Below are 25,965 nucleotides of genomic sequence, written 5' to 3'. Positions count from 1 at the left end.
CAAAGCAAAAGGCAGACATAAATATGCGATCATAGCAACCGCAAGAAAAATCGCAATTATCTATTACAGAATGGTCAGGTACAAAGAAGATTTTACTCCTTATGACTATGAACAGTATAAATAAAAATTCAGACTGACAAAAATTGCCAGTCTAGAAAAGGTCTTAAAACGGTTAAAAAACGAGGCTGCGTAGTAAGTTATATAGTAGGGATGATTTTGCTAGTGATGAAACTACAAAATCATCCCATTTAGACGATAAATAAATTTTTAATGATTAGTCAGTCTTGTATTTTGTAAAACCATTTTCTGCCCATACTTGCGTTAAAGGCTTATTTTTCCTTTCCTGATTGGTATAATATCGTTTGTATCGAAGTTTGAAATCTCTACTAAGGGGCTCACTATTAACAAGGGTGTCCAAGTTTGCTATTTTCTTCAAATCATCAATAAACTGGTTCGAGAATAGTCCGTTGGGGAACACAAAAAAAAAGCGGCTTTAAGCCGCTTTTTTGCTATAATAGAGATTTTATTTCTATACGAGGTAAACAGAATTACTCTGGTACCATCATTCCAAATTCTTCCCATTCTTCTTTTGAAGGACCATAAAGTCCAGGTACCAATAATCCCAACACGCGCATGATCACAGTCATTTGCCCCCTGTGGTGCGTTTGATGTGCAATCAGTACACGCAATATTTTTCCTTTTTCCCATTGTTCATTGTACATCTCTACCTGATCCGTTAACCCAGAGTCGGTCCATTTCAAACGAACAGCATTTGCTAATATTCTACAATATTGCTGATACAGGCTTACCAGTTCGGTATAATCAGATGGTGGTAAAATATACTCCAGTTCATCCTCTGTAAATAACCCTGCCTTATGTCCCATTTCGGTAATGGTTTGTGTTAAATGCCAGCCAAGCCGCGCAAGCGAGCGAACGTCAGGGTGGATCTTTTCTTTACGGGTACGCTCTGTAATCGCTGAAAGGACTTTTAGGGTTCCCTGGGTTTCCAATTCCCAATCTTTTGTGAAATCTTCAATGCTCCTGTACATGTTTTAAAAAATTAAAATCTATCTCACAAATTTATAAGTTAAAATCGTAAATGCTAAGTTTTTTGGCATAAAATAATTGTTAAAACTAAAATTGTTAGCTTGTAGCGGTGTCTTTTAATGACTGAAAAATGCCAGCATTTGTTCCAATGCGGTTTTTGAGTGCATTATTTCGCTGTTTTCTAATGTATCCTGTGTAGCTTCCGCACCTCTTTTAATCATTTGTTTTTCAAAATGTGAGATTGCAGTTTTCATATCTCTGAATTTCGTGCCGGCTAAACATTCTGCCAATTCAAATGCGTCTTGCATAGCTACGTTTGCACCCTCGCCGGCAAATGGCGGCATACAATGAGCCGCATCGCCAATCATGGTAAGGTTATCCTGCGTTTCCCAGGTTTGGTTGAGTGGAAAATAGTATTGCGGACGCGGAATAAAATGTACATCATCGTTAGTGAAAAATTCATGCCATTCCTCGCTCCAACTTGCATATGTTTCCTTAAACCATGCAAAGACTTGCGCTTTATTTTTAAAGTCAATGCCACTTTGTGTAACCGAATTTTCAGGTGCTTTGCAGCTTGCTACAAACATAATCGAGCCGTCGCCTTTTGTGCCATATCCTATAAATTGCTCATTACCAAAAGCCATAACTTTTCCACCTTTTGTAAATTCAAAAAGTGTTGGTGCATTTTTTTCTGCATCATAAATATTTCCTTCAATCAATGTAATACCTGAATAGACCGGCTTTTCAGCGCTTAAAAACGGACGAACTTTTGATTTTGCTCCGTCGGCTGCAATTACCAGATCGGCATATATACCTGTTCCGTTTTTGAAATGCAGCAGCCAGCCCTTGCTTTGTTTTTCCATAGATTGGAAATGACTGTCCCACACGACTGTATCTGGTTTTAATGCATTCAATAAAATATCACGCAAAGGCGAGCGATCAATTTCAGGACGATCCTCTGAAATTGTTTTTCCACTGTTATGATCATCAAATTTTATTTGGAGGGCTTGATCCACAATACGCATCTTGCTTGCAATTGGGCGATGATATGCGTAAAATTCATCAATTAAACTTGCTCGTTTCATCGCTTCCAAGCCTGAACCTTCGTGTAAATCTAAGGTAGAACCCTGAACCCGGACATCACGATTCATATCTCTTTCGTAAACTTTTACGTCAGTGTTTTTCATTTGTAATAGCCGAGCTAAAGTTAATCCAGCCATTCCTCCGCCAACAATTGCAACCTTTTTATTTTCCAGTAACATTATCTTAGAATTTGTTTTATACTGCAAAACTATTTCCTGGGTAGCGTTGATAATAGTATAAATCGGTCGTTTTTATTTTTAAATAATTCTTTCGGTACTACGCCCGAAAATTTCTTTATTTCTTTGATGAAGTGGTTTTGGTCAGTAAAATTCTCTTCAGGAAAAAGTTTTCCTTGTGCAATGTGTTCCAGCGACGCCCTAAACCTTAAAATGTTGCAATATGTTTTCAGGGAAATACCGAATTGCTGATTGAAATAACGGTTGATTTGGCGGCTGCTCCAAAATACTTTTTCGGAAAGTTCTTTTACTGTAACAGCACCTTTTCCTACGTAAATGAGTTCAAACAATTTGAGTTTGCGTTTATCAATATCTTTCGGCAAAAGCGATTGGATTTTTTTCGTAGCTTTTTCTACAAAAAGGTCAAAATCCTGTAAATCATCTTTTGTAAAGCCCCAAAAACCTTCGGGTAATAATTTCCCATTATTTACGATGTTTGAAATGGTGTCATGGAAAATATATTCTATCGCAAGCAATTTAAAACTAATGGAAAACATCAATCCATTGGCAGGTATAACAGCTGACTCGTGTTGTGCTGTCCCCAAGCCAAGAAGTGCGATACGGAAAGGTTCTGTGGGCGATTGGAAAAGGAATAAATCAACGCGTCCATCGGGCAATCCTGTAGTTTCTTTATTGCTGTCAGATTGATTGTGCAAAAACCAAAAACTATCTACAAAATCCGAAAGCGGTTTGTGGGGTTTTATGATTTCATAATGCAAATCATTGTCCATGTTGTCTGTCCATTAGCAAGGTTTCGCCTTTTAATGACGCCCAAGAGTTTAGCTTGGTAGTCCGGTTTATATTTGAAAAAAAGTCAGTTCAAATTTAGCACTAAAGTTTAATAATAACACAAAGCTACATCTTTGCACATCAGAGTTATACCATTCCAGGCCATAGGATGGGGCTAATGCAATTTCTGTTCATTATGTTGGCAGGTTACACTAAAACAGGGAGGTTACTTTATCCCCTGGATTATTTAATTTATATTTTCTTTTGTTTCAAAATATTTCATACCTTGGTTGTAATTCGTGTACGTACACTTAAATACTGTTTCATTTATGGTCGATAGCGCAGAAATTATAAAAAATAAGCAGAAGAACCCATAATAAAACTTAATGAATATGCCGGAAAAAATAGAACTGAAAGGTGGACTTGCCAAGACCAAGGCACAGGAAATGCTTTTTAGTGAACTGTTCCGGACTTACGAACACCCACTTTATACGCTGGCATTGCGTTTGTCAAAAGATGATTTCGTGGCAAAGGATATCATTCAGGAAGTTTTCCTGACTTTATGGACAATGCGGGAAAAACTACACGAGATCAACAATATTGAAGCTTATCTTTTCCGGATTACAAGATTTAAGGTAATTAAGTATTTACGTAAAGTTTCGGCCGATGACCGCTTAAAAGAAAAGATCTGGATCGCTTTAAAAGACCTGGAGGAAGATGGTGATGCAAGAATAGAGGCTCGTGAATTTGATTCCATCCTAATTTTGGCCATAGCGCAGCTTCCTGCTAAAAGAAAACAAGTGTACCTGTTAAAAAATACTGAGGGCAAAACGTATAAAGATATTGCTCATGAGATGAAAATATCACAGCACACCGTAAAAAACCATTTGTCTTCCGCCAGTGAAGCCATCCGCAAATTTTTTGACCTTACCTTTAAAGCCATAGTGGTTGTGCTCACGACCTTCTGGAATATGTAAATATTTTCGACTGATTTTCAGTTGTTTACCTTTCTTTTTAAGCAATCAGCTGGACTACAATAGGAAATTGCCCTGAGCTGAAGCTACTATATATAAAAGCTTGAGATGAAAGACCGCATAACCTACCTTTTCATGCAGTATTACACAAATAAATCGACTAGAAAAGAACTGGAAGATTTTTTTATGGTCATCAATGCAGCAAAGAATGATAAAGAGCTTAATGACCTGATTAAGCGTGTATACAATGAAATCAAAAAAAACAACCCGTCGCTTACCTATATAAATGAAGCCGGTAAACTTGTACTCAGAGAGCCAGACTGGTTATACGAACCGGAGGTTGAAACACTGCAAACAAGGGCAAAAAAAAGAAGCTTTCATGTATGGCCTGCTGCAGCCTGCTTATTTGTAATTGTTTTTGGTGCAGTAATGTTACAGAAGTTTAATACTGATGTTGTTGAAATTGCCGTAGTGCAAAAGTTTACGGAAAGGGCCGAACATAAGTTTTTATTGCTGAGTGATAGTACCCAGGTGTGGCTCAATGCCTCCAGTACAATTAATTATCCTGAGCAATTTAACGGAAAAAAACGTGAGGTATACCTCAATGGTGAAGCTTATTTTGATGTGAAACATGCCGATAAGATTCCTTTCGTTATCCATACCGGAGAGGTAACTACAGTAGTGCTTGGTACTGCTTTTAATATTAAGGCATACGAAGGCCAGCAGCATATTACTGTATCTGTTAAAAGAGGTAAAGTCCAGGTATTGAAACAGGATAAAGTGGTTTTTACTTTAATTAAAGGACAGGAAATAAAGATCAATAAAAAAGACCTGCAGCAACCTACCGACAAGGTAATTGAAAACAACAATGCAGGATCATGGCAGTATGGATATTTAACTTACGAGGACGAAAACTTTGGTGACATCATCAGCGATATGGAACGGGTATACAACACAGAGATCATCCTGATGAAGGGACAACTGGAAAAGCTATCTGTAACTACCTCCTTTAACCGTGACATTGGTGCAAAAAAAGCGCTTGAAATCCTTTGTGAGCTAACAGATTCAAAGCTGGAAATTAAAAACAACCAATACCTTATAAAGTAACCAGACAACTAACAGAATGTTAACTAAAAGATGAATTGATGAAAAGAACCAGCTAAAATAAATAAACCGTTCCCGGGTACCAGCCGGAGAACGGTATTACGATTAATTAATAACCCATTCGAGAATTATTAAAAACCATTCAAAACTATGCAATTAATCTTTACATACAAGTTTGCTATTATGAAACTTTTTTATCTGATATGCTTTTTAACGCTTAGCGGAGTACTTCAGGCAAACACTTTAGTAGGGCAGGATCTGAACAAGATTGTCGTCTCTTTAGAACTAAAGAGTGCAAGCCTGAAAGAAACGTTGAAACAAATAGAACAACGCAGCAAAATCCGTTTCACTTATAAAAGTGAAGACCTTTCAGGATCTGATCTTGTTACCTATCAGAAGAACAACCAGAAACTGTCAGACGTACTTCAGGAACTGCTGGCCAACACCGGGCTTACCTATGAAAAAATCGCTACAAACGTGCTGATCATCAAAAAAGAATCTGTCTCTAAAGATGCAGAAACAGCGCAGGTATCAGCAGTTGTCATACGTGGTAAAGTCACTGATGATAAAGGAATGCCTATCCCTGGCGTTAACGTGTTGATTAAAGGGACCACTAACGGAACTGTAACTGCCCAGGATGGGACTTATACCCTAAATGCTCAGCAAAATACAGGTACGCTGGTTGTTTCCTTTATTGGATACATTAAACAGGAAATCAATTTTTCAGGAGCAGGAACTTATAATGTGAGCCTCGTAAATGAGGATAAAGGCCTGAATGAAGTAGTAGTGATCGGTTACGGTACAACCACCAAAAAAGACCTTACAGGATCGGTAGGCCAGGTAAAAATGGACGACCTGGTAAAAGCTCCGGTTTTCACTTTTACCGAAGCGCTTGCAGGCCGGGTGGCGGGTGTGCAGGTGTCTACAAGTGATGGACAACCAGGCAGTGCACAAGACATCGTAATACGAGGCTCTGGTTCGCTAACCCAAAGTACTGCCCCATTATATGTAATAGATGGTTTTGCGATGGAGAGTTTTCAAAGTAATTCTTTGAACCCCGACGATATTGAATCGATCACCGTACTAAAGGATGCCTCGGGCACAGCAATTTATGGGGCGCGCGGGGCCAATGGGGTAGTTGTAATACAAACCAAAAAAGGAAAAGCAGGAAAACCTGTAATTACACTAAACAGTTCCCTGGGCGTGCAGGAGTTGAGAAAACAAATGGAAATGATGAGCCCTTATGAATTTGTTAAAACGCAATCAGAGATGATCAACACCAATCTGGTAAACCAGGTTTATTTTCCCAACGGTAAAACTTTAGAATCGTACCGGGATGTGGCTGGTGTGAACTGGCAGGACCTGATATTTCGCCGTGGAACCATGCAGACCCATAATTTTGCCGTCAGAGGAGGCGGTGAACAAAGCAGGTATTCTGTATCAGGTGTGTTAAACGACCAGGAAGGTTTAATGATCAATTCAGGATATACCCATGCACTTGCCCGGGTTTCGTTAGACCAGGATGTAAGTAACAAGTTGAAGGTTGGTTTTAATGCCAACTACAGTAATGCCACCTCTTTCGGTTTGGCTGCAGCTTCCAATACCGGGAGCTCGAATCTCTCCAATTATATATTTGCCAATGTATATGGCTACAGGCCGGTTTCGGCAGATGAAAATGCCAATCTGGAAGAAGAACTGATCGACCCTGATGTGGCGGTTAGCAGCAATAATGTACGTATAAACCCGGTTATCACTGCCCAAAATACACACCGTAAAACCATTAACAGCGAAATTGTTGGCAATGCTTATCTTACTTATAATTTTATCAAAGAATTGGCTTTCAATTCAAGAATAGGTTATAGAAAACGCGTGGTCAGAGGTGAAGCTTTCTATAATTCACTAACTCCGCAAGGCTCCCCCCTAAACCCGGTCAATACCCGTGGGATAAATGGAAATTTCAGTTTTGCTGAGAACAATACCTGGACAGCAGAAAATACGCTGACCTATCAAAAAACTTTTAAGGAAGACCATAAACTTACCGCATTAGGAGGCTTTTCGCTTGAAGGGGTTGGTACAAATACTTATGGGGCTACCTCACAGTTTGTTCCAAACGAACAGCTTGGAATGCTGGGATTGGATGAAGGGACACCTTTAGCAATTGCAGCTAGCGGTGGAGATAATAAACTGATGTCTTTTTTTAGCAGAGTGGATTATAACTACAAGTCAAAATATATGCTCAGTCTTGTTGTCCGTGCTGATGGTTCTTCAAAATTCAGGCCAGGCAAACAATGGGGATATTTTCCATCTGCTGCTTTTGCCTGGAACATGACAAGTGAAAGTTTCATGAAGTCTGTCCCTTTAATATCCAATTCTAAACTTAGGTTAAGCCATGGTTTATCTGGTAACAACAGGATTGGTAACTATGAAACTTACAACCGCATCAGTTTTGACAAGATCGTAAATGGTGTTTCCTTTAATGATACTCCACAGCAAACCTCTGCCTGGCTGTCAGAATTGGGTAATACTGATCTTGAATGGGAAACCAGTATTACCACCAACATAGGATATGACCTGGGCCTTTTCAGAAACAGGATTGAACTGACTGCAGAAATATACCGGAAGACAACCGACAACTTGTTGCTTAATGCCCAGATCCCATTCATTTCGGGATATTCGAACACCACCAAAAATATTGGTAAAATTAAAAATGAGGGTTTGGAGCTTTCCCTCAATACGGTAAACATTTCTACACCTTCATTCAGATGGGAAAGTAATTTTAACATCAGCTTCAACAGAAGCAAAATTCTTGAACTGACAGAGTCAAGTACTTTATTCTCTGACGTTTCAGGTGGTTTTTCGCCGGCTCCCAGTTTGTGGGTAGCAAAAGTGGGGCAGCCGATATCTGTTTTTCATGGTTATGTTTTTGATGGTGTTTATCAGTATGAAGATTTTAATAATCCTGTACCTGGCCTTTATTCGCTGAAGCTTAATGTACCTACAAATGGAAACGCCCGCGCATCTATACAGCCTGGGGATATCAAATACAGAGACCTGAACGGTGACGGGATTGTTAACGGTTTTGACCAGACCGTAATTGGCAGGGCCGAACCTGTACATACCGGTGGTTTTTCCAATAATTTTTCTTATAAAGGTTTAACGCTGAACGTGTTTTTTCAATGGTCGTCCGGAAATGATATTTTTAATGGCAATAGGCTGGTATTTGAAGGTAACTCAAATTATTATTACCACATGAACCAGTTTGCGTCATGGATAGACAGGTGGTCGCCTACGAACCCCACCAATAAGAATTTCAGAGTAGGTGGCCAGGGCCCCGCGGCAATGGGCTCTTCAAGGGTAATTGAAGACGGTTCTTACCTACGGTTAAAAACAGTATCACTTGCCTATCAGATCCCTTCAAAGTTCATTAATAAACTTTACCTGAAAAACCTTTCAGTTCATGCATCGGCACAAAACCTGCTTACCTGGACCAGTTATTCCGGCCTGGACCCTGAAGTATCTGTTAAGAGTTCGGCCTTAACACGTGGTTTCGACTATTCAGCATATCCGCAGGCACAGACTATAGTTTTTGGATTGAACGCAACCTTTTAAACCGTATTTAAAAATATTCTCATGAAACAGATCACTTATTTATTAATGATCATAGCTTGTTTAAGTGCAAGCTCATGCAAAAAATTCCTGGAAACAGACCCTAAGGACTTTATTTCTCCTGAAAACTATTATCAAACAGAAGAACATCTCAATCTGGCTTTAAATGGTGTATACGTTCCACTATATTCAAGGCCCGTATATGGCAGCGTATATATGGGCAGGATGAATATGTGTGCAGATGAAGCGTTTTACGCGCGGCAGGAAATAGGCTTGCGTACCAACTCACATGCCGCCGGTGACACAGAACTGGAAGGCATCTGGAAGAGTATGTATACCGGTATAGATCGTGCCAATGCGCTACTTGCCAACCTGCATAAACCCACAATGGATGAGGGTAAAAGACAGATCATCCGCGGACAGGCCTTGTTTTTAAGGGGTTATTATTATTTTATGCTGGTGCAGAATTTTGGTGGTGTACCGCTTGTGATATCGCCTACAACCTCTCCGGAAAGTGCCGGGAAACCGCGTGCATCTGTTGCAGAAGTGTATGCCCAGATTGTTAAAGATATGGAAGAATCTGAAAACCTGGTACAGCCTATACGCACATTGGGCTTTGGCGGCAAGATCAGTAAATCTGCTGTACGTGGTATGCTGGCACGTGTAAACCTTTATATGGCTGGCTATCCGTTAAATGACCAGTCGAGATATGCTGAAGCCAGTAAATGGGCAAAAAAGGTAATAGATGATCCGGAAGCTGCACATGTGCTGAACCCGGATTATAAAAATATTTTTATCCGTTATGCCAATGACACTTATGATGTAAGTGAAAGTATATTGGAAGCCGAATTTTACGGGAACAACTCAAACAGTAACAACACTTTCGGTGCTGTTGGCAGTCTGATCGGAATCGCGACCACAAATACCACAATAGGAGGTGCATATGGTATGCATCAGGTTACGGCAAAAATGTATCGTAAATACGAACCCGGTGATGACCGCAGGGACTGGAACATTTCTGCTTTTAACTATAATGCTACTACCGGTGCCAAGGTGTTTTTTAGCCAGGCGCTTTTAGATAACCCACCAAATACGAATATTTATACCAGATATGCAGCAAAATTCAGAAGGGAATATGAAAAGGTATTGCCAAAAATAAATTACAATACGCCCCAGAATTTCCCTATCCTCCGTTTTTCTGACGTATTATTAATGTATGCAGAGGCAGAAAGCCAATCTAAAGGATTGGTTACCACTGATGCAATTGAAGCTGTTAATAAAGTAAGGAGAAGGGCCTGGTCGCAGGGGATCAAGAATATTGCGGTCACCAGTGGCGGAACTGGTTACACTACCGCACCTTCGGTTACGATTTCGGGGACGGGTGGTGCTACGGCCACGGCAATAATATCAGGTGGTGTGGTAACTGCTATAGTATTAAACCCCGATGCCACATACGGCATGGGTGCAGGCCGGGGTAAATATACCTCTGTACCTACTATAACATTTAGCGGAGGGGGCGGAAATGGGGCTACAGCGGTTGCAACAATATATAAAACAGAGGATGCCAATCTTACGAATACCCAAACCGCGTCTAAAGAAAGTTTTATGGAAGTAATCCGTGATGAACGGATGAGGGAACTTGCCTATGAAGCGCTTAGGAAACCCGATCTGATCCGCTGGGGAATGTACATGGCAGAAATGAAACAGACATTAGCCATGATGCAATCAGACAATGCCGTGCAGCCGCTTACCGCATCGTGGTATACCCTAACCTATTCAAATGTAGAAGAGAGGAATCTGTTATATCCTATCCCAACACGTGAAATTACATTAAATCAAGCCTTAGTCCAAAACCCTGGCTGGTAATCATTGACATAAGATGAAGCATATGAAATTTATATATCAAAAACTATTCTTAGTATTATTTATACTATCAGGTTGTTCAAAATTTGATGAGGTGGGCCTGCCTGATTTTGAGGTCAGTACAACCTCATCTACATTTAAAAAAGGTACTCCTGTTGAGTTTACTTTTAATGGAAATCCTCAGTTGATTTCTGTATATACCGGTGAAACTGGCAGAGATTATGCTTATAAAGATGGGAGGGTAATGGACATAAGCAGTCTTAACCTTTCTTTTAACAGTGCAGTAACAAATAGTGCAACAAGCAATCTTCAAACAGGAATGTTTTCCCTTTTGGTTTCTACCGATTTTAATGGTGATTATTCAAATATTACCAGTGTTGAAAATGCTACCTGGACTGATGTAACCAGCAGGTTGAGCAAGCTGGAAGCGAATACGAATGCTACATCCAGTGCGGCCACACCAGCCGCAGGAATAGCACTTACCGATCTTAGGGTAGCAGGAAAACCATTTTTTATTGCTTTTAAGTACAACATCCGTCAGCAAAGCATTTATGGCGTCTGGAAAATATGGACTTTCCAGGCCTTTAGTCTTACCGCTACGGGATCTGCTGGTACACAAGTACTGGGCAATATGACCACTACTGCTTTTCGTGTTGTACAGAAAAATCCCGAGATCATTTCCAGGACTACTGCTACAACTACTGCGCTAACCTTGCAGCATGCAGATCTGACGCTTAATCCCGCAGCTGCAGAGATATCAACACAAAACTGGCTGATCACACAAGGGTTTACAAATACCAATAAGATAGACTATGGTCCCGATCTTGCTATCCCTATACAGGGGGGTACCAGTGCTGTAGAAAAAAAGAACTATACCTACACTTTTGCCAACGCTGGCAAATATAAGGTTTATTTTGTAGCTGCGAATGAGAATACAAAAGACAGAAAAGAAGTGGTAAGGTCAATCGAGCTGACCATTACTGAATAATAAAATACAATACAGGCCGCCATTATAGGTATGAAGTACCCAATCATTGGTGCTGAGGGATACAAATGCCGCTTCAGCAGTAATGGTGTGCCCTTTTCAGAGTGCGTCTGTTTATGGTTTGACAGACGCCTCTATTTTACAATCCTTTTAGATACAGTGCCGGAGAAATTAGGGAAAATATCATCATCATTAACATAATCTATTTAGAAATGAAAAAAGTATTCCTGTTTTTAACAATTGCATTGTGCTTTTCACAATGCAAAAAGGCTGGCAACACCCAGTCAGCTGAATCCGCCAACAGCCGTAAACAGTCTGTCACACAAACGCCGACATCACTCCAGGCAGCTGCAGCAACTGATTTTACGGTTATTTTTATACCAGATACCCAGTATTATATGGATGAAGATAGTCATGGAGGCACTTACTCCATGTTTGTCAAACAAATCGATTGGATCATTGCCAATAAAACCAGTCAGAACATCGTTTATGTGGGCGGGCTTGGAGATATTGTAGACAATGGGAATAATGTTTCGGAATGGAACGAAGCAAAAACCCAATACGCGAGGTTATCGGCTGCCGGAATCCCATATGGTTTAAGTGTGGGTAATCATGATCAATATCCAAACGGGACTCCCGGAGGCAATTCCACTGCAGAATACAATGCAAGGTTTGGAAGAACAGAGTTCCATAACCGTACCCATTATGGCGGCAATTATTTAGGCCCAAGCAGCAACAACAACGATAGCCATTATGATTTATTTACAGCTGGAGGTATTGACTTCATCGTAATCCATGTAGAATACGATGCTACAGAAGCACATGGATTATCCCTGAACAACTGGGTCGACGAAATATTGGCTACCCACTCGTCACGGAAAGCAATTGTTGTAACGCATTATGTCATCAACGGATCAGGTGCATTTAGTTCCCAGGCTTCATTGTTGTATAATAAAATCAAATACCGCCCAAACCTGTTCATGATGTATGGTGGCCATATCAGCGCAAGGGTATCCAATACGGCAACAACCAATGGCAATGTTACACGCTTATACCTGGCAGATTACCAGGGAGAGCCGAATGGGGGAGAAGGATTTCTCCGTATACTCAAGTTCAGGCCGGATCTCAATGTAGTAGAAACCAAGTCCTATTCCCCATATCTAAACCAGTATCTTACAGCGGCAAATGAACAGTTTACCCATACCATGTTTACCTTTCCCTATGTTTATCCCGTTGCACTCAATGCTGTTGCAGATGCACATGTAAGAGACGGCGTTAATGGGAATGTAAACTATGGCACCGCCACATTGATCGTACAGCGCGCCAGCCCCGCAGTAAACAGCTCTTATAAAACCTATCTTAAATTTGACTTAAACAGCATTACCCAACCCATTAAAAGTGCAAAACTCCGGGTATTTGGCAATTCCAATGTAACAGGTACAGGAACCTGCACCATTAATTGTTACGGCAATGGCGATGCATGGACCGAAACCGGGCTTACCTGGAACAATGCCCCTGCTGTAGTCAACGTCAAGCTCGCATCAACCTGGGTCAACAGCCTGAACAAATACCATGAATTTGATGTAACAGGCTATGTACAGGAGCAGGCAGCCGGAGACAAAATCGTTTCCCTGCAATTGAATATGACCGCAAACCAGGACAAGCAATGTAATTTCTATAGTAAAGAGAATGCTGCCGCTGCCAACAGACCCCAGTTATTTATATATCATTAACAGCAATATAAATTGGGGGACAACAAATGAGGAAGCCGAAAATCAATAACAGAGTAGGCAAAACACTAATCATTATACCATGAATATTTTTAATAAATTTAAATCATCCGGCTACAAAAGAGTATTTTTAGCCATTCCTTTGTTGATGGCATTCGTAATTTTTAACGCCTATAAAGGAAAGGATACATCAGCAGTTGTAAAACCAGCTGCACAATTCACAAAAACTACATTAAAAACAGATACCTGTGACCTTTCCAATGCCCTTACCACATTCCAATATCTGGATGGCATTACTCATATAACAACAGGTATTATAAATGTATCGACGAATGCCGTACCTGATGCGCTATACTATGTATGGTACCAGGATGATGCCTATCTAACAACAACTTATGTGCCTTATTTAGACACAGAGCCCTTATGCGGATGGCATGATCTTGACGTCAGAGCGGTGACACCATGCGGTGAAACCAATCGGATCGGAAGTCCTTACACCGGAGCAGGTCCGCACTGTCCTTAATAAATACCAATAAGGCGCACTGCATTTCCCCCAAGCAGTGTTGCCTTAAGCTGAATACATATTTACGCAAACGTTTGTGTAAATATATGGGTTTCTCCAAAAAATTTAAATGACTAATTTGGATTTGTTAAATACTAAATATCAACCATAACCAATACACAAATGAACAATAGAAGAGATTTTTTAAAACTGACCAGCATTGCAGGGGCAGGGCTTCTTGCAGGATGCGCTACCAGAAATGCAAGTGCTGGTACTGGTATAAAAATGCATAACCGGAATTATACCCAAAAATTCAACATGTCTGGCTATGCTGCCCCAAAATTACAAACCGTTCGCGTTGGTTTTATAGGAGTAGGTAACCGGGGAACTTCAGCAGTAACAAGGATGAGTAAAATAGAAGGTGTAGAAATCAAAGCCATATGCGATTTACGACCTGAAAAAGCTCAGGCTGCCAAAAGAAATATCGCAAATACCCCACATACGCCAGATCTTTATACCGGAGGGGAAAACGAATGGAAAAAAATGTGCGAACGCAATGATATCGACCTGGTTTACATCGCTACACCATGGAATTTACATACCCCCATGGCAGTATTCTCCATGGAACATGATAAGCATGCTGCTGTGGAAGTGCCTGCAGCCGAAACGCTTGAAGAGTGCTGGCAATTGGTCGAAACTTCTGAAAAGACAAAAAAGCATTGCATGATGCTGGAAAACTGTTGTTATGATTTCTTTGAACTGCTTACTTTAAATATGGCACGTCAGGGTTTCTTTGGCGAGATTGTTCATGCAGAAGGCGCTTATTTACATGATCTGCTGGATGAAAACTTCTCCAAAACACAGTATCAGGGCATGTGGCGTTTAAAAGACAATTACAAAAGCGGTAACTTATATCCTACACATGGGTTAGGGCCTGTTGCACAGGCAATGGACATTAACCGGGGCGATAAGATGGATTATCTGGTATCAGTATCCAGTAATGATTTTATGATGGCCGCTAAGGCTAATGAACTTGCTGCAAAGGATGATTTTTATAAAGAATTTGCTGGCAAAAGTTTCCGGGGAAATATGAATGTAACCACCATCCGGACCAGTAAGGGTAAAACCATTATGATCCAGCACGATGTAACCTCACCACGCCCTTATTCAAGGTTACACACCATCAGCGGTACCAAAGCCATCGCCCAGAAATACCCGCTTCCTGCACGAATTGCTACCAATCATTTAAACTGGGTAACACCGGAAGAAATGAAAGTGCTTGAAGAAAAATATCAGCCGGCCATTGTAAAGAAAATTGGTGAAATGGCAAAAAAAGTTGGTGGACATGGGGGGATGGACTTCATGATGGACTGGCGCCTGATCGATTGTTTGCGCAACGGTTTGCCTTTGGACATGGACGTATATGATGCGGCTACCTGGAGCTCGATAAAGCCATTAAGTGAAATATCAGTAGCCAACCGTTCCAATTCTATTGATGTGCCCGATTTTACAGGTGGTTCATGGAAAACGAACAAACAGGTTGACCTTACCTTAAGTCATCTTAAGTAAAAATTAGCCTTCTGTGAAACAGCACCTATGCCGTTTCGCAGAAGGCTAATTTTCAAATCTGATACGTACTTTAAGTACGGAGTTTATACACATTAGCTTCTGATAGCTAATCTTTTTAAGGAATCCCTCCTAAAAAATACAAATAATTTAGATTACCCCTTGTCCAAATGTAAGCAGGTTACTATCTGGATCGAGCATTGAAAATTCTTTTTGTCCCCAGGGTTTGATTTGCAAACTTCCATTTGGGTGTATAGTTTGATTGGAGTCCAGCATCGATTTATAAAGCGCTTCTATATCATTTGTGCGGATATAAACCTGCCCATAATTTTCTTTTGGATCAAGTTCTTCGAATTCAAAGAAGTGGATTTGTACATTATCTCGTTGAACCATCAGATAGTCTTTAAAATCGGCACTTCCAATTTCTTTAAAATCTAACTTATTTACATAAAAATCTCTCGTGATGGCTTTATCACGCATTGGAAGTTTTGGGTTAATTTCTGTAAGCATATTCTTTTTTATTTCAAAAATGTACAATTTCCGGCGCTAAAGCCAATCCTTCTTCCAATGTAAAAATTTGTTCTACAGGTCTTCCCGGAAGGTAACTATTCCCCTTTATCATTCGAAAATTTCATTTGATTAAACAAATTAGTGAAATTTTGTTGTAGGGGGATAATTAAGCATTACTAAAACCAAATGAGCAGGTTTTTTTAATCAGACTAACAAACACACTTTTAGTTTGTTAAGTTATCATGGTCAATACAATTGAATCTACTTCCAAGCTGCAAAACCTTGCAAGGATTATCCTTGGCCTGTTTATGATCTTAGCAGGTATTGGCCACCTCAGCATTCAGCTGCAGGAATTCCAGACACAGGTTCCAGACTGGATTCCCCTAAACAAAGATCTTGTGGTCATCCTTTCGGGAATTATAGAAATTTTATTAGGAGTAGCAATGATTTTCTGGCGCGGGCAAAGAATAAGGATTGGTATTGCTCTTGCTATTTTTTATGTACTGGTATTTCCTGGCAACATTGCCCAGTATACCGAACACCGAGATGCATTTGGCCTGGATACCGATACCAAACGTTTGATACGACTTTTCTTCCAGCCTGTGCTCATACTTTTGACATTATGGTCAACCGGGGCATTAAAGCAGCTGATTGGTAAATCACCAGGTATAAACAATCCTCAATGAGTTGGCTAATTACCTGGGAATGGGAGATGTATTCATCAGCTCCGTTCCCGCCAGTAAAAATCCACCAATGGCATACACCTCGGTATCATCGGCTTTGATTTCGGCCTTTGCCTTATTGCCAATGGGCTGTACATTGCCCAGCATACCTGTAGCTGTTATGCTGGTGGTAAGTGCATGCCATGCTTTCCATACTACGGGCAGATAGGTTTTGGCATCCAGTATTTTATGATTGATGCCCCATGCCAAAGCATAACAGTAAAACGCAGTGCCGCTGGTCTCTTTTGAAGGGTACGATTCCGGATCGAGCAAACTGGTGCGCCAGCTTCCATCGGCTTGCTGCAATGTTTTTATTTTACCGGCCATTTCTTTAAAGAGCTGTATATATTTCGGCCGGTCGGGATAATTTGCCGGCATATTGTCCAGCAGCCTTGCCATACCGCCCATTACCCAGCCATTGCCGCGTGCCCAGAATACCTTTTTACCATTGGCTTCTTTTCTGTCAAAAAACCTGCTGTCGCGATAAAATAAATGTTCTTCCTTATCATAAAGATAAGCTGTCGTTTTCCACCAGAGTTTATTGCTCAGGTCAAGGTATTGGGTATTGCCGGTAGCTTTGGCCAGAAGGGCAAGGGCAGGCGGGCCCATAAACAGGGCATCACACCAGGCCCATTCCCTTCTGTTGATTTTATTGATCCATTCCAGCGATTCTGTATGCGGCCGTGCCAGCAGGGTGTCGGCCAGTTGCCGAAAATCTTTGATCGTCCGGGGCTGTTTATCCAGAAGGTAAAGCTCAGTGTACAGCTGGCCTACACAATAGAAATCGGCGAAATAACGCAAAGAGTCTTTGGTGATCTGCCAGTTTAGTTTTTCGCCAACCTCCTTACGCAAAAAATCAATATAGGAACGGTTGCCAGATGCCTGGGCGTACGCCATCAGGCCGGTGTAAAGGGTACCATTGGTCCAGTCGTCTTCTGCATGTCGCCAGCCATGCTGTTTAATGCTGTCTACCTGCCATCTGGCTACTTTTTTCATGGTCTCCATTATGGCGGGCCGACTGCTTTGTCCATAGCATTTGTAAAAACCAAAACTCAGCACCAAATTTAAAATCAACAGAAAAATACCCTTTGTTTTCATCATTATACCCCGCTAAATGCAGAAAAACCACCATCAACTTTAATGATGGTGCCCGACACAAATTTAGATTCTTCACTCAGTAACCATACCAGTGCGCCTTTAAGCTCATCGGGGTTGCCAAACCTGCTAAACGGTGTTTTTTTGATCACCAAATTACCACGTTCTGTATACGATCCATCTGGCTGGGTAAGCAATGTCCGGTTTTGTTCGGTAATGAAAAAGCCGGGGGCTATGGCGTTCATCCGGATGGCATCGCCATAACGGATGGCCAGCTCTGTTGCAAACCATTTGGTATAATTGTCTATAGCTGCTTTGGCCATGCTATAGCCCAGTACCCTGGTAATGGCATGATCGGCCGCCATAGACGAAATATTTACAATACTGCCACTTCCTGTTTGGGCAATGGCTTCGCCAAATACCTGGGTAGGATTAAGGGTGCCCCAGAGGTTCAGATCGGCCACTTCGCGCATGCCGGGAATACTCAGTTTAAAAATGTCTGCCCCCGGCTGTAAAACCCCACCGGGCATATTGCCGCCTGCAGCATTCACCAGGCCATCTATCCGGCCATAAGCCTCCCATATTTTATCCTTGGCAGTTACCAGCTCCTCTTCTTTCAATACATCTGCCTTTAAGGCAAGCGCCTTGCCACCCATACTGTTTACCTGTGCTGCACGTTGTTGGGCTACCTCCATATTGCGGCCCAGTATACCTACAATGCCGCCCGCTGCGGCAATGGCTTCAATAAAGGCTTGCCCCAATATTCCGGTACCTCCGGTAACTACAATTACTTTGTCTTTTAAACTGAAAGGGTTCATATCTTAAATTTTCTTTTTTAGATGAGTTTTAGTGTTACAAGTTAAGTTTTTGTATGATCAATTACCAGTTGTCGGTACGAAAAGAAGAAGCCGGTAAACCGTCGTTGTTAAACAACTCTGCTTTTACCCATTCTTTATAGGCATATCGTACGGCTACTGGTCTGGCTACGTCCTGACTGCTTACGTTAACCTGATTGGCTTTGATCATAGCTTTGGCGGGGTAGAATTTTTTGTCCTCTCCTGCAATTTCAAATAAAGTGAGCGGTTTCCGATACGAGGTAAGGTAAGGGGCATAGTTAAAGGTAAGGACTGCCGTGTCACCTTTAATTTCCATGCTTTTCAGTTCGGGCGATTGATAACCGATGCCTTTAATGCCGTAAGTTTTACCCAGTGCCCAATAGGCCGATCGCTGGGCAAGTGTGGTTTTGTCCATAAAATGGATATCGGTTTCCATACCCACATCCAGGGCAGAGACCATTCCGCTGTTGGGGATTATTTTAGCGGCATTAAGCTGGGCCTCGCGCAAACGCGGGCCGCTGCGGGTTTTATCTGTACCCCCGTAAGGGGCAATCTGGATATAATAAAAAGGAATATCACCGAGGCCCCAGTTTTTGCGCCAGTCGGCCACCATTGCCGGAAAAAGTTTTTCATACAGCTCGGGCTCATGCCGGTTAGATTCGCCTTGCAGCCATAAAAAACCTTTTATTCCATAACCAAGCAGAGGTGCAATCATACCATTATACAATACAGTGGGTTCTTTATGCACGGCCTGGGCCGGATCTAAACTTTCCGGCACTTTAACTTCAGGAAAGGCATTTAAGCTGTTTTTGCTCATCCAGGCCTCAATCATGGTACCCCCTGTTGAAGATAAGATGATGCCCACGGGCACTTTTAATTTCTTTTGCAGGATCTGACCATACTGAAAGGCCAGGGCACTGAAATCGCGGGCTGTTGCTGATGTTGATTCCATCCATTGTCCTTTCAACTCTGCTGTGGGGGCAAGGGTTGCTGCCCTGCTTACCCGGTATAAGCGTAGACTGGGATTATCAGCATTTAGAATAATTTCGCTGGCATTTAATATAGGGGAGGAATTGCCCCTTAAAGCCATTTCCATGTTTGACTGGCCAGAGCATAACCATACTTCGCCAATCAGGATATTTTGCAGGCTAAGCAGGCTGCCATCATTAAAACCAAGAGTATAAGGGCCGCCGGCCTTAGGTGTCAGTATCTTTAAATTCCATTTGCCGCTGGCCGGAACCTGTAGGATATAGGCCTTTTTATCCCAGCTACCCACAATACTGAGCCTGGCATTGGGTTTGGCAAGTCCCCATAGCCTTACTGCCGATTGCTGCTGCAATACCATGTTATCGGTAAAGATTGAAGGTAACTGGACTTTGGCAGCAACTTGCAGACTAAAGCATAAAGCCAGCAAGATAAAAGTGGGTATACGCATTGTATATAATTTGATTTTAGGCTAAGATAGGCCGCAAAGGCTTTGAATGTGCAGGTCATTTAAGTCAGATATACAGGAGGCATGCTTCATCAGGAACTGTAAACCTAAAAAAGCGGGCGATTGGGCCTTCATGCTATATAAAAATGCAGATTGATCATTTAGTACGGTACTTATGCTTCATTTAGCCTGTAAAATTGGCCCTGCAACGTTATACCTTGCAACAACCAAATAACCCAATTCTAAATCTATTTTAAGAAGCGCATGATCCGAAGGCTTTTGATGTATCTGTTTTTATTGAGCAATGTATATACTTCTGCATCCGGGCAGCAACAGCCCAGGTTACAATGGTCCATAAATGACAGCTGGAAATATTTATCCCAGGGGGCAGATTTTGCACAGCGACCAAAAGCTGATGATTCCAAATGGCAATCGGTAAACATTCCCCACACCTGGAATGCAAAAGATCCTTTTGACGATGACGAGACTTCCAGGAGGGACATTAGCTGGTACCGGAAAAAGGTAATGCTTGACAAGCGGTTTCAGGGCAAAAAGATCTATCTGAATTTTGAAGGTGCCTACCAGGTGGCCGATGTATATGTAAATGGGGTATTTGCAGGGCAGCATAAAGGTGGTTATACCGCTTTTACTTTCGATATTACCCACTTGGTTAAGCTGGGCGATACCCCAACAGAAAACCTGATTGCTGTTCAGCTGAACAATGCCCAGGACAACTTTATACCGCCGCTATCTATTGGTTATGCTTCTTATGGAGGTATTTACCGTGATGCCTGGCTCATCAGTACCAATAAACTTCATTTTAAAATGTTGGACCATGGTTCTCCAGGCGTATTTATCAGCACCCCGAAGGTAGACAGCAGCCGTGCCTCGGTTAACATCAAAGGTACCGTAAGCAATGACGACAGTATAGAACGAAAGTTTGAAATGCTGCATGTTGTTTATGATGCCCGGCAAAAAGAAGTAGCCAGAGTAAGTAAAAATTACACTGTTGCTCCTGGCAAAGAACTGGTTTTTGCACTAGATGCCAGTGCACTTAAAAATCCTGAGTTATGGTCGCCCGATAAGCCTTATTTATATACTGTAAAAAGCCGGCTGATAGAAAGTGGCCAGGTGATTGATGAACTAAGCAACCCGCTGGGTTTCCGCTGGTTTAGCTTTGATGCCAATAAGGGTTTTAGTTTAAACGGTAAAAAACTGGTCTTAAAAGGCACCAACCGCCATCAGGACATGAAAGATCATGGTGATGCCCTATCGGCCGAAGACCATTACCGTGATTTAAAGCTGATCAAAGATATGGGCTGTAATTTTTTAAGACTGGCCCATTATCCACAGGCACCTGAAGTATTGAAACTGGCCGATAAACTGGGCATACTGATATGGGAAGAGATTCCGCTGGTAAATTACATGAACCCGGTGCCCGAGTTCCTGAAAAACTCAAAAACAATGATCAAAGAAATGATCAGACAGAATTATAACCATCCATCTGTAATTATATGGGGTTCCATGAATGAAGTGTTGTTGTGGAGCGAGAAAGCGGAACGCATACAGGTACAGGAAAATGCAGCTTATGTAAATAAGGTGAAAATGTATGCGGTAAAGCTGGACAGCACAGTACGGGCAGAAGACCCATACCGGTACAGTACTATGGCGATGCATATGGGAGACGATTATGATAAGTATGGGCTGTCGGACATTCCGCAGCTGGCCAGTTATAATATCTATAACGGTTGGTACAGCGGTAAATCGGAAGAATTTAAACCTACGATAGATAACAAGCACCGGCAAAACCCCAGGCAGGTTTTGTTTATCAGTGAATATGGTGCGGAGGCAGATAACCGGGTCAATACCGAAAAACCGCAACGCTTTGATTTCACAGGACAGTACCAGCGCTTGTACCATGAATCTTATTTAAGCCAGATGAAGCAGATGCCTTACCTTGCCGGAACAGCGATATGGAACCAGTTCGATTTTTCACAGCCTAACGTGGGTGGGGTAAGCAACAACATGAACCAGAAAGGAATGGTAACCTGGGACAGAAAACCTAAAGATTCCTATTATCTTTATAAGGCCAACTGGAATGCTGAACCGATGGTCTATATCGCCTCGCGCGACTGGACGCACAGGGCAGGCCTGTCCGGAAGCACAGCTACCATTGAAGTTTATTCCAATCTGGACGAAGTTAGCCTGATGGTGAACGGTGTATCGTATGGAGCAAAGCAACCAGATCACGTAAAAAAAATGATATGGAAAGTGAAGTTAAATGAAGGTGTAAATGATATTGATGCCAGGGGTAAATCGGCTAAAGGCCTGGTGAACGATCACCTTAACTTGAATTATGATGTTTACACGGAAAACCTTAAAAATACTGCACTGCCTTTCTCACAACTGGCAGTAAATGTGGGTTCTAATGCCCAATATCTGGACAATTCAGATCATATCTGGCTGGAAGACCGGCCTTATAAAACGGGTAGTTTTGGTTATATTGGTGGAAGCCCTGCGATGCTTAACATTAAAACGGTAAAGAAGAATACCAACGACAGTCCGCTTTTCTATACTTACCAGGATGACATCAAGGGCTATCGTTTTGATGTGCCTGACGGAAGGTATGAACTGGAGCTGTGTTTTATTGAAAGCGACAAGATCCCGGCAAATGAACGGATTTTTGAAGTATCCGTAAATGGGGATAAGCTGATCGAAAACCTGGACCTAACGGCCCAATATGGTTTTGGTGTTGCCGTAAGGAAAAAATACAGGATCAGTGTAAGCAATGGCACAGGCTTACAGGTGATCTTTAAGGCCATAAAAGGCAAAGCTGTTTTAAGCGGGATTAAATTAAAGGCCGCATTGTAATGCGTTAAAAGAAAAAGATGAATATTAAAATATACCTGTTGCTGTTTATTTGTTTTGCTTGCCCCACTGTTAGGGCGCAGCAGCAAAATATTGCCTTACATAAAGAAGTTACCGTATCTTCTGAAGCTGAGGGGCATCCTGCCGGGAATATCGTAGATGGTAAGATATCCCGGTCATCGGTTTGGCGGGCAGCTGTTGCCAAAGCACCGCATATTGTTGAAATCAATTTCAATACCTACTATAATGTGAATGAGCTGCGGATACATAGTGGTATTATGGACCAGGAAAAGAAGCCGGATGAAATGAGCCAGGCCGCTGGTTTCTGGTCGGTAAAGAACTTTAAGCTGCAATACTGGGATGATGCCAACTGGACAGATTTCCCGAAGGCTGAGGTACATGAAAACAGATTGACCACTGTTGTGATGAAGTTTCAGCCAGCAGTAACTACCTTTAAGATCCGTTTGGTATGTGACGATGGAGAGCCCATCAGTATTATGGAAATAGAGGCCTTTGGCTCGGTTGCAGCCAACATGCCGGCACCACCAACCGGCAATGCCAATGTGCTGCAGCAAAAGAAATTAACAGGCCCCCAAAGCGCCAACGTTAAAGTTACACCGAAAGTTGTGGGCAAAACCATGAAGTTTGTAGGCTATAACCAGGGCTATTATTTGCCAAGTACAAATGTCTCGGGCTGGATGGAATATGCCAATGTAAACAGTGTTCGCCTTTGGGCAGCTTTGAATGCTTTTGTACCAGAAAGAACCGTGCAGGTTGATCCGGGTATAACCTCGGTTGAAGTGTTTGACAAAAGAAAAAATGAACTGCGTACCAGCCCTGAGCACAATAAATACCTGAAATGGGATGAGCTGACACCACTATATGACCTTCCGGACTCATCCTCTACCAATGCCATGGTATACAATTATGCTTTAAAAGAATTGAAACGTTTGGGCATTGCCGTGGTTTTGCAGGTGGGGAGTACCGATTTTAAAGATACTTGGGAAAATAAATGGAAGCAATGGCAGCGGTATTATGCCCTGGCTTACCATTCGGCAAAAACCGGGGATGTAAGCATGTTTGCGATGCAGAATGAACCAAATCACAGAAACGCCGGTCCTATGAAGCTGGACGACTGGATCATGGGGATGCAGATCACTTCCGATGCCATACACAGCGCCGTAGCCGACGTGAATAAAAAGTATGGCAAAAAGCTGGAGGCAAAATTTGTAGGGCCGGTAACTGCCGGTCAGAATACAGACTGGTGGGCGGCCGTAGCTAAAGCCATCCGTACAGATTACCATGGCAAACAGGTGGATAAGGACCTGATGGAGATTTTTTCTACCCATTCTTATAACTCGCCGGCCATAGGCTATGCGTCCAGGATCAGCAATATCCGTAAAATTATACAGGAACACCATCCAAAGGGAGCTTCACTGCCCATTGTATATACCGAAATCGGCCGCTGGATGAACGCTTACCTGATTGATAAGGAAGAGACCATGGACGATCCCTCATTATTTACAGAATGGGCGGGCATTTATTCCAACAACATGAAAAATGCAGGTTATGGGATGTGGGCATTTAAGTTTGCCAATACAGCAAGCGGCCCTTATGCAAGGGGTATCAAATCGGGACACCATTACATCTGGCAGGGCAGGCGTATTGTGGAAGATGCCTATCAAAACCTGGCGCTGCGGAAGCCGGTTAAAACCAGCAACTCAGCAAGCAACTCAGCAGTAGTTACCGATGGTGACAAATCCGATGCCTCGGCCTGGGTATCAGCTACCGAGGGTGAAAAATGGATAGAGATAGATCTTGGAACTGTACATACCCTAGGCAGTTCGGTAGTCTACACCGGTTCTGCAGGAGGGATATATACTGCGCCAGACCGCATAAAAAACTTTAAACTACAATATTTTAGTCAGGGACAATGGCTGGACATTCCCGGTACAGCAGAAAAAGAAAGCAGGTATGCTCAGATTTTCAGTATTTTTAAACAGCCGGTAAATACCAGCAAAATCCGTTTTATAAGCAAGGATAAAGGCAACCTGAAAGTAAGGGAAATCAAAGTATTTGCCAAAGGTGATGGTCCTTCCGATAAAGCTGATTTTAATGTTTCAGGTATTCAGCGTACCGGAGAGGTGGTACGCCTGTTTGCAAAAGGCTTTAAAGATGAGCGTAACCTGCTGCAAACCAAAGTTTCTGTAAACGATACTGACCTGGATACCTATACGTCTTATGATGCGCAAACCGGCAATTATTATATATGGCTGGTTCAGCGCGGTACCTTTAGTTATAAGCTGTCTGTAGACCTTTCTGCATTAAACCTTGCCGCAGGTACTCCGGTTACTGCAGAGACCGTAAACGCTTTAAATTATGGTGAAGTAACCCATAACATCAGTCTGCCAGCCAGCCAGACCTTTAATTTTGAACTGGCACCGCAAAGTGTGGTACTACTAACTATCCCATCGGCTAAATTGGTTAAGACTACCGTATATCCGGTTGCGGATGCCAGTGTAGCGGGTGGTAAAAATGCATTGCTCAGTAATGGTACAGCAAAGCAGCTTGCGGTGCAGCTTGACGCTGCTGTGCCGGAAAATAACCAGGTCGCTTACCTGTACTTTAACCTCTCCAAAAATAACCTGGCCACTGCAAAAAAAATCATTGTGGGACTAAGTGGGGCAACTGATCAGAATAAAAGACCATATCGTTTGCATGTTTACGGAATTCCGGGGCCAAAATGGGAGCAGCAACAATTAAACTGGTCAAATGCGCCATTGCTGGACCAGAAAGAAGCCCTTATTAAGGGTGTGGGGGAAAAAGCCTTTGTTGCTGGCGAGCTGGCTTTTAACGGAAAGGAGCAATACCATCAGCTGGACATTACCGGCATGGTCAAAAAACTTGTTAAAGAGGGCCTTACACTCGTACTGATACGGGAAACCAGGCAACTAGGTGATGATGAGGATAAGGGCAGGAAAGTAAGAATCAATTCGATGGAGTCGGTAAACAAGCCCAAACTGGAAATCTGGCATGAAACCTCAAAATAACTTAAAGCATATACCAACAACCGAATA

General features: G+C 42.1%; 18 protein-coding genes. 11 read left to right on the top strand and 7 right to left on the bottom strand.

Annotated features, from left to right (window positions below):
- Nucleotides 1-548 precede the first annotated feature (548 nt).
- The 3 genes from HDC92_RS13190 to HDC92_RS13180 form a co-directional block, all read right to left on the bottom strand.
- A complete protein-coding gene (locus HDC92_RS13190; RefSeq protein WP_183875162.1) occupies nt 549-1,049 on the bottom strand; it encodes a DinB family protein in 501 nt (166 codons plus the stop codon).
- A 114-nt stretch (nt 1,050-1,163) separates the two neighbouring features.
- On the bottom strand, nt 1,164-2,309 hold the full coding sequence (locus tag HDC92_RS13185) for an FAD-dependent oxidoreductase (protein WP_183875160.1): 1,146 nt from the start codon (nt 2,307-2,309) through the stop codon (nt 1,164-1,166).
- Nucleotides 2,310-2,338: 29 nt separating this feature from the next.
- The gene (locus HDC92_RS13180; RefSeq protein WP_183875158.1) at nt 2,339-3,097 is read right to left on the bottom strand and encodes a helix-turn-helix domain-containing protein; all 759 of its coding nucleotides are present in this window, start codon (nt 3,095-3,097) and stop codon (nt 2,339-2,341) included.
- A gap of 390 nt (nt 3,098-3,487) precedes the next feature.
- Between HDC92_RS13180 and HDC92_RS13175 the strand changes: the two genes are divergently transcribed.
- The 8 genes from HDC92_RS13175 to HDC92_RS13140 all read left to right on the top strand — a co-directional run bounded on the left by HDC92_RS13175 (nt 3,488) and on the right by HDC92_RS13140 (nt 15,428).
- Entirely contained in the window at nt 3,488-4,072 is a 585-nt protein-coding gene (locus HDC92_RS13175; RefSeq protein WP_183875156.1) for an RNA polymerase sigma factor, read from the top strand.
- Between the two features lie 105 nt (nt 4,073-4,177).
- A complete protein-coding gene (locus HDC92_RS13170) occupies nt 4,178-5,176 on the top strand; it encodes a FecR family protein (protein WP_183875154.1) in 999 nt (332 codons plus the stop codon).
- A 180-nt stretch (nt 5,177-5,356) separates the two neighbouring features.
- Entirely contained in the window at nt 5,357-8,782 is a 3,426-nt protein-coding gene (locus HDC92_RS13165) for a TonB-dependent receptor (RefSeq protein ID WP_255484526.1), read from the top strand.
- Between the two features lie 21 nt (nt 8,783-8,803).
- The gene (locus tag HDC92_RS13160; protein WP_183875150.1) at nt 8,804-10,645 is read left to right on the top strand and encodes a RagB/SusD family nutrient uptake outer membrane protein; all 1,842 of its coding nucleotides are present in this window, start codon (nt 8,804-8,806) and stop codon (nt 10,643-10,645) included.
- A gap of 22 nt (nt 10,646-10,667) precedes the next feature.
- Entirely contained in the window at nt 10,668-11,630 is a 963-nt protein-coding gene (locus HDC92_RS13155) for a DUF5017 domain-containing protein (RefSeq protein WP_183875148.1), read from the top strand.
- Nucleotides 11,631-11,839: 209 nt separating this feature from the next.
- Nucleotides 11,840-13,360, top strand: a complete 1,521-nt coding sequence (locus tag HDC92_RS13150) for a DNRLRE domain-containing protein (protein WP_183875146.1) — start codon at nt 11,840-11,842, stop codon at nt 13,358-13,360.
- Nucleotides 13,361-13,439: 79 nt separating this feature from the next.
- Nucleotides 13,440-13,880, top strand: a complete 441-nt coding sequence (locus tag HDC92_RS13145; protein ID WP_012781445.1) for a hypothetical protein — start codon at nt 13,440-13,442, stop codon at nt 13,878-13,880.
- Nucleotides 13,881-14,042: 162 nt separating this feature from the next.
- A complete protein-coding gene (locus HDC92_RS13140; RefSeq protein WP_183875144.1) occupies nt 14,043-15,428 on the top strand; it encodes a Gfo/Idh/MocA family oxidoreductase in 1,386 nt (461 codons plus the stop codon).
- 147 nt (nt 15,429-15,575) lie between these two features.
- Here HDC92_RS13140 and HDC92_RS13135 read toward each other — a convergent pair whose 3' ends face one another.
- A complete protein-coding gene (locus tag HDC92_RS13135; protein ID WP_183875142.1) occupies nt 15,576-15,935 on the bottom strand; it encodes a bleomycin resistance protein in 360 nt (119 codons plus the stop codon).
- 242 nt (nt 15,936-16,177) lie between these two features.
- Between HDC92_RS13135 and HDC92_RS13130 the strand changes: the two genes are divergently transcribed.
- Nucleotides 16,178-16,621 carry a DoxX family membrane protein gene (locus tag HDC92_RS13130; RefSeq protein ID WP_183875140.1) on the top strand — a complete coding sequence of 148 codons (444 nt, stop codon included), beginning with the start codon at nt 16,178-16,180 and terminating at the stop codon, nt 16,619-16,621.
- 9 nt (nt 16,622-16,630) lie between these two features.
- Here the strand turns inward: HDC92_RS13130 and HDC92_RS13125 are convergent, their stop codons facing one another.
- From HDC92_RS13125 to HDC92_RS13115, 3 genes are all read right to left on the bottom strand, one after another.
- Nucleotides 16,631-17,758, bottom strand: a complete 1,128-nt coding sequence (locus tag HDC92_RS13125; RefSeq protein WP_183875138.1) for a glycoside hydrolase family 105 protein — start codon at nt 17,756-17,758, stop codon at nt 16,631-16,633.
- Nucleotides 17,758-18,570, bottom strand: a complete 813-nt coding sequence (locus tag HDC92_RS13120; RefSeq protein ID WP_012781449.1) for an SDR family oxidoreductase — start codon at nt 18,568-18,570, stop codon at nt 17,758-17,760. The genes HDC92_RS13125 and HDC92_RS13120 overlap by 1 nt, the downstream gene beginning before the upstream one ends.
- A 61-nt stretch (nt 18,571-18,631) precedes the next feature.
- Nucleotides 18,632-20,023: a sialate O-acetylesterase gene (locus tag HDC92_RS13115; RefSeq protein WP_183875136.1), complete on the bottom strand. Its 1,392-nt coding sequence runs from the start codon at nt 20,021-20,023 to the stop codon at nt 18,632-18,634.
- A 261-nt stretch (nt 20,024-20,284) separates the two neighbouring features.
- Here HDC92_RS13115 and HDC92_RS13110 point away from each other — a divergent pair, with 261 nt between their 5' ends.
- Nucleotides 20,285-22,891 (top strand): glycoside hydrolase family 2 TIM barrel-domain containing protein, encoded by a 2,607-nt coding sequence (locus HDC92_RS13110; RefSeq protein WP_183875134.1) that lies wholly within the window; start codon nt 20,285-20,287, stop codon nt 22,889-22,891.
- A 17-nt stretch (nt 22,892-22,908) separates the two neighbouring features.
- Nucleotides 22,909-25,938 carry a discoidin domain-containing protein gene (locus HDC92_RS13105; RefSeq protein WP_183875132.1) on the top strand — a complete coding sequence of 1,010 codons (3,030 nt, stop codon included), beginning with the start codon at nt 22,909-22,911 and terminating at the stop codon, nt 25,936-25,938.
- Nucleotides 25,939-25,965: the final 27 nt, after the last annotated feature.

The sequence above is a fragment of the Pedobacter sp. AK017 genome (assembly GCF_014200825.1).
Taxonomy (GTDB): domain Bacteria; phylum Bacteroidota; class Bacteroidia; order Sphingobacteriales; family Sphingobacteriaceae; genus Pedobacter; species Pedobacter heparinus.
This window is presented reverse-complemented; position numbering and strand designations above follow the sequence as displayed.

What these genes read in the sequence shown, in the direction of transcription:
- HDC92_RS13190 (WP_183875162.1), bottom strand. Translation starts at nt 1,049, where the DNA reads ATGTACAGGAGCATTGAAGATTTCACAAAAGATTGGGAATTGGAAACC.
- HDC92_RS13185 (WP_183875160.1), bottom strand. Translation starts at nt 2,309, where the DNA reads ATGTTACTGGAAAATAAAAAGGTTGCAATTGTTGGCGGAGGAATGGCT.
- HDC92_RS13180 (WP_183875158.1), bottom strand. Translation starts at nt 3,097, where the DNA reads ATGGACAATGATTTGCATTATGAAATCATAAAACCCCACAAACCGCTT.
- HDC92_RS13175 (WP_183875156.1), top strand. Translation starts at nt 3,488, where the DNA reads ATGCCGGAAAAAATAGAACTGAAAGGTGGACTTGCCAAGACCAAGGCA.
- HDC92_RS13170 (WP_183875154.1), top strand. Translation starts at nt 4,178, where the DNA reads ATGAAAGACCGCATAACCTACCTTTTCATGCAGTATTACACAAATAAA.
- HDC92_RS13165 (WP_255484526.1), top strand. Translation starts at nt 5,357, where the DNA reads ATGAAACTTTTTTATCTGATATGCTTTTTAACGCTTAGCGGAGTACTT.
- HDC92_RS13160 (WP_183875150.1), top strand. Translation starts at nt 8,804, where the DNA reads ATGAAACAGATCACTTATTTATTAATGATCATAGCTTGTTTAAGTGCA.
- HDC92_RS13155 (WP_183875148.1), top strand. Translation starts at nt 10,668, where the DNA reads ATGAAATTTATATATCAAAAACTATTCTTAGTATTATTTATACTATCA.
- HDC92_RS13150 (WP_183875146.1), top strand. Translation starts at nt 11,840, where the DNA reads ATGAAAAAAGTATTCCTGTTTTTAACAATTGCATTGTGCTTTTCACAA.
- HDC92_RS13145 (WP_012781445.1), top strand. Translation starts at nt 13,440, where the DNA reads ATGAATATTTTTAATAAATTTAAATCATCCGGCTACAAAAGAGTATTT.
- HDC92_RS13140 (WP_183875144.1), top strand. Translation starts at nt 14,043, where the DNA reads ATGAACAATAGAAGAGATTTTTTAAAACTGACCAGCATTGCAGGGGCA.
- HDC92_RS13135 (WP_183875142.1), bottom strand. Translation starts at nt 15,935, where the DNA reads ATGCTTACAGAAATTAACCCAAAACTTCCAATGCGTGATAAAGCCATC.
- HDC92_RS13130 (WP_183875140.1), top strand. Translation starts at nt 16,178, where the DNA reads ATGGTCAATACAATTGAATCTACTTCCAAGCTGCAAAACCTTGCAAGG.
- HDC92_RS13125 (WP_183875138.1), bottom strand. Translation starts at nt 17,758, where the DNA reads ATGATGAAAACAAAGGGTATTTTTCTGTTGATTTTAAATTTGGTGCTG.
- HDC92_RS13120 (WP_012781449.1), bottom strand. Translation starts at nt 18,570, where the DNA reads ATGAACCCTTTCAGTTTAAAAGACAAAGTAATTGTAGTTACCGGAGGT.
- HDC92_RS13115 (WP_183875136.1), bottom strand. Translation starts at nt 20,023, where the DNA reads ATGCGTATACCCACTTTTATCTTGCTGGCTTTATGCTTTAGTCTGCAA.
- HDC92_RS13110 (WP_183875134.1), top strand. Translation starts at nt 20,285, where the DNA reads ATGATCCGAAGGCTTTTGATGTATCTGTTTTTATTGAGCAATGTATAT.
- HDC92_RS13105 (WP_183875132.1), top strand. Translation starts at nt 22,909, where the DNA reads ATGAATATTAAAATATACCTGTTGCTGTTTATTTGTTTTGCTTGCCCC.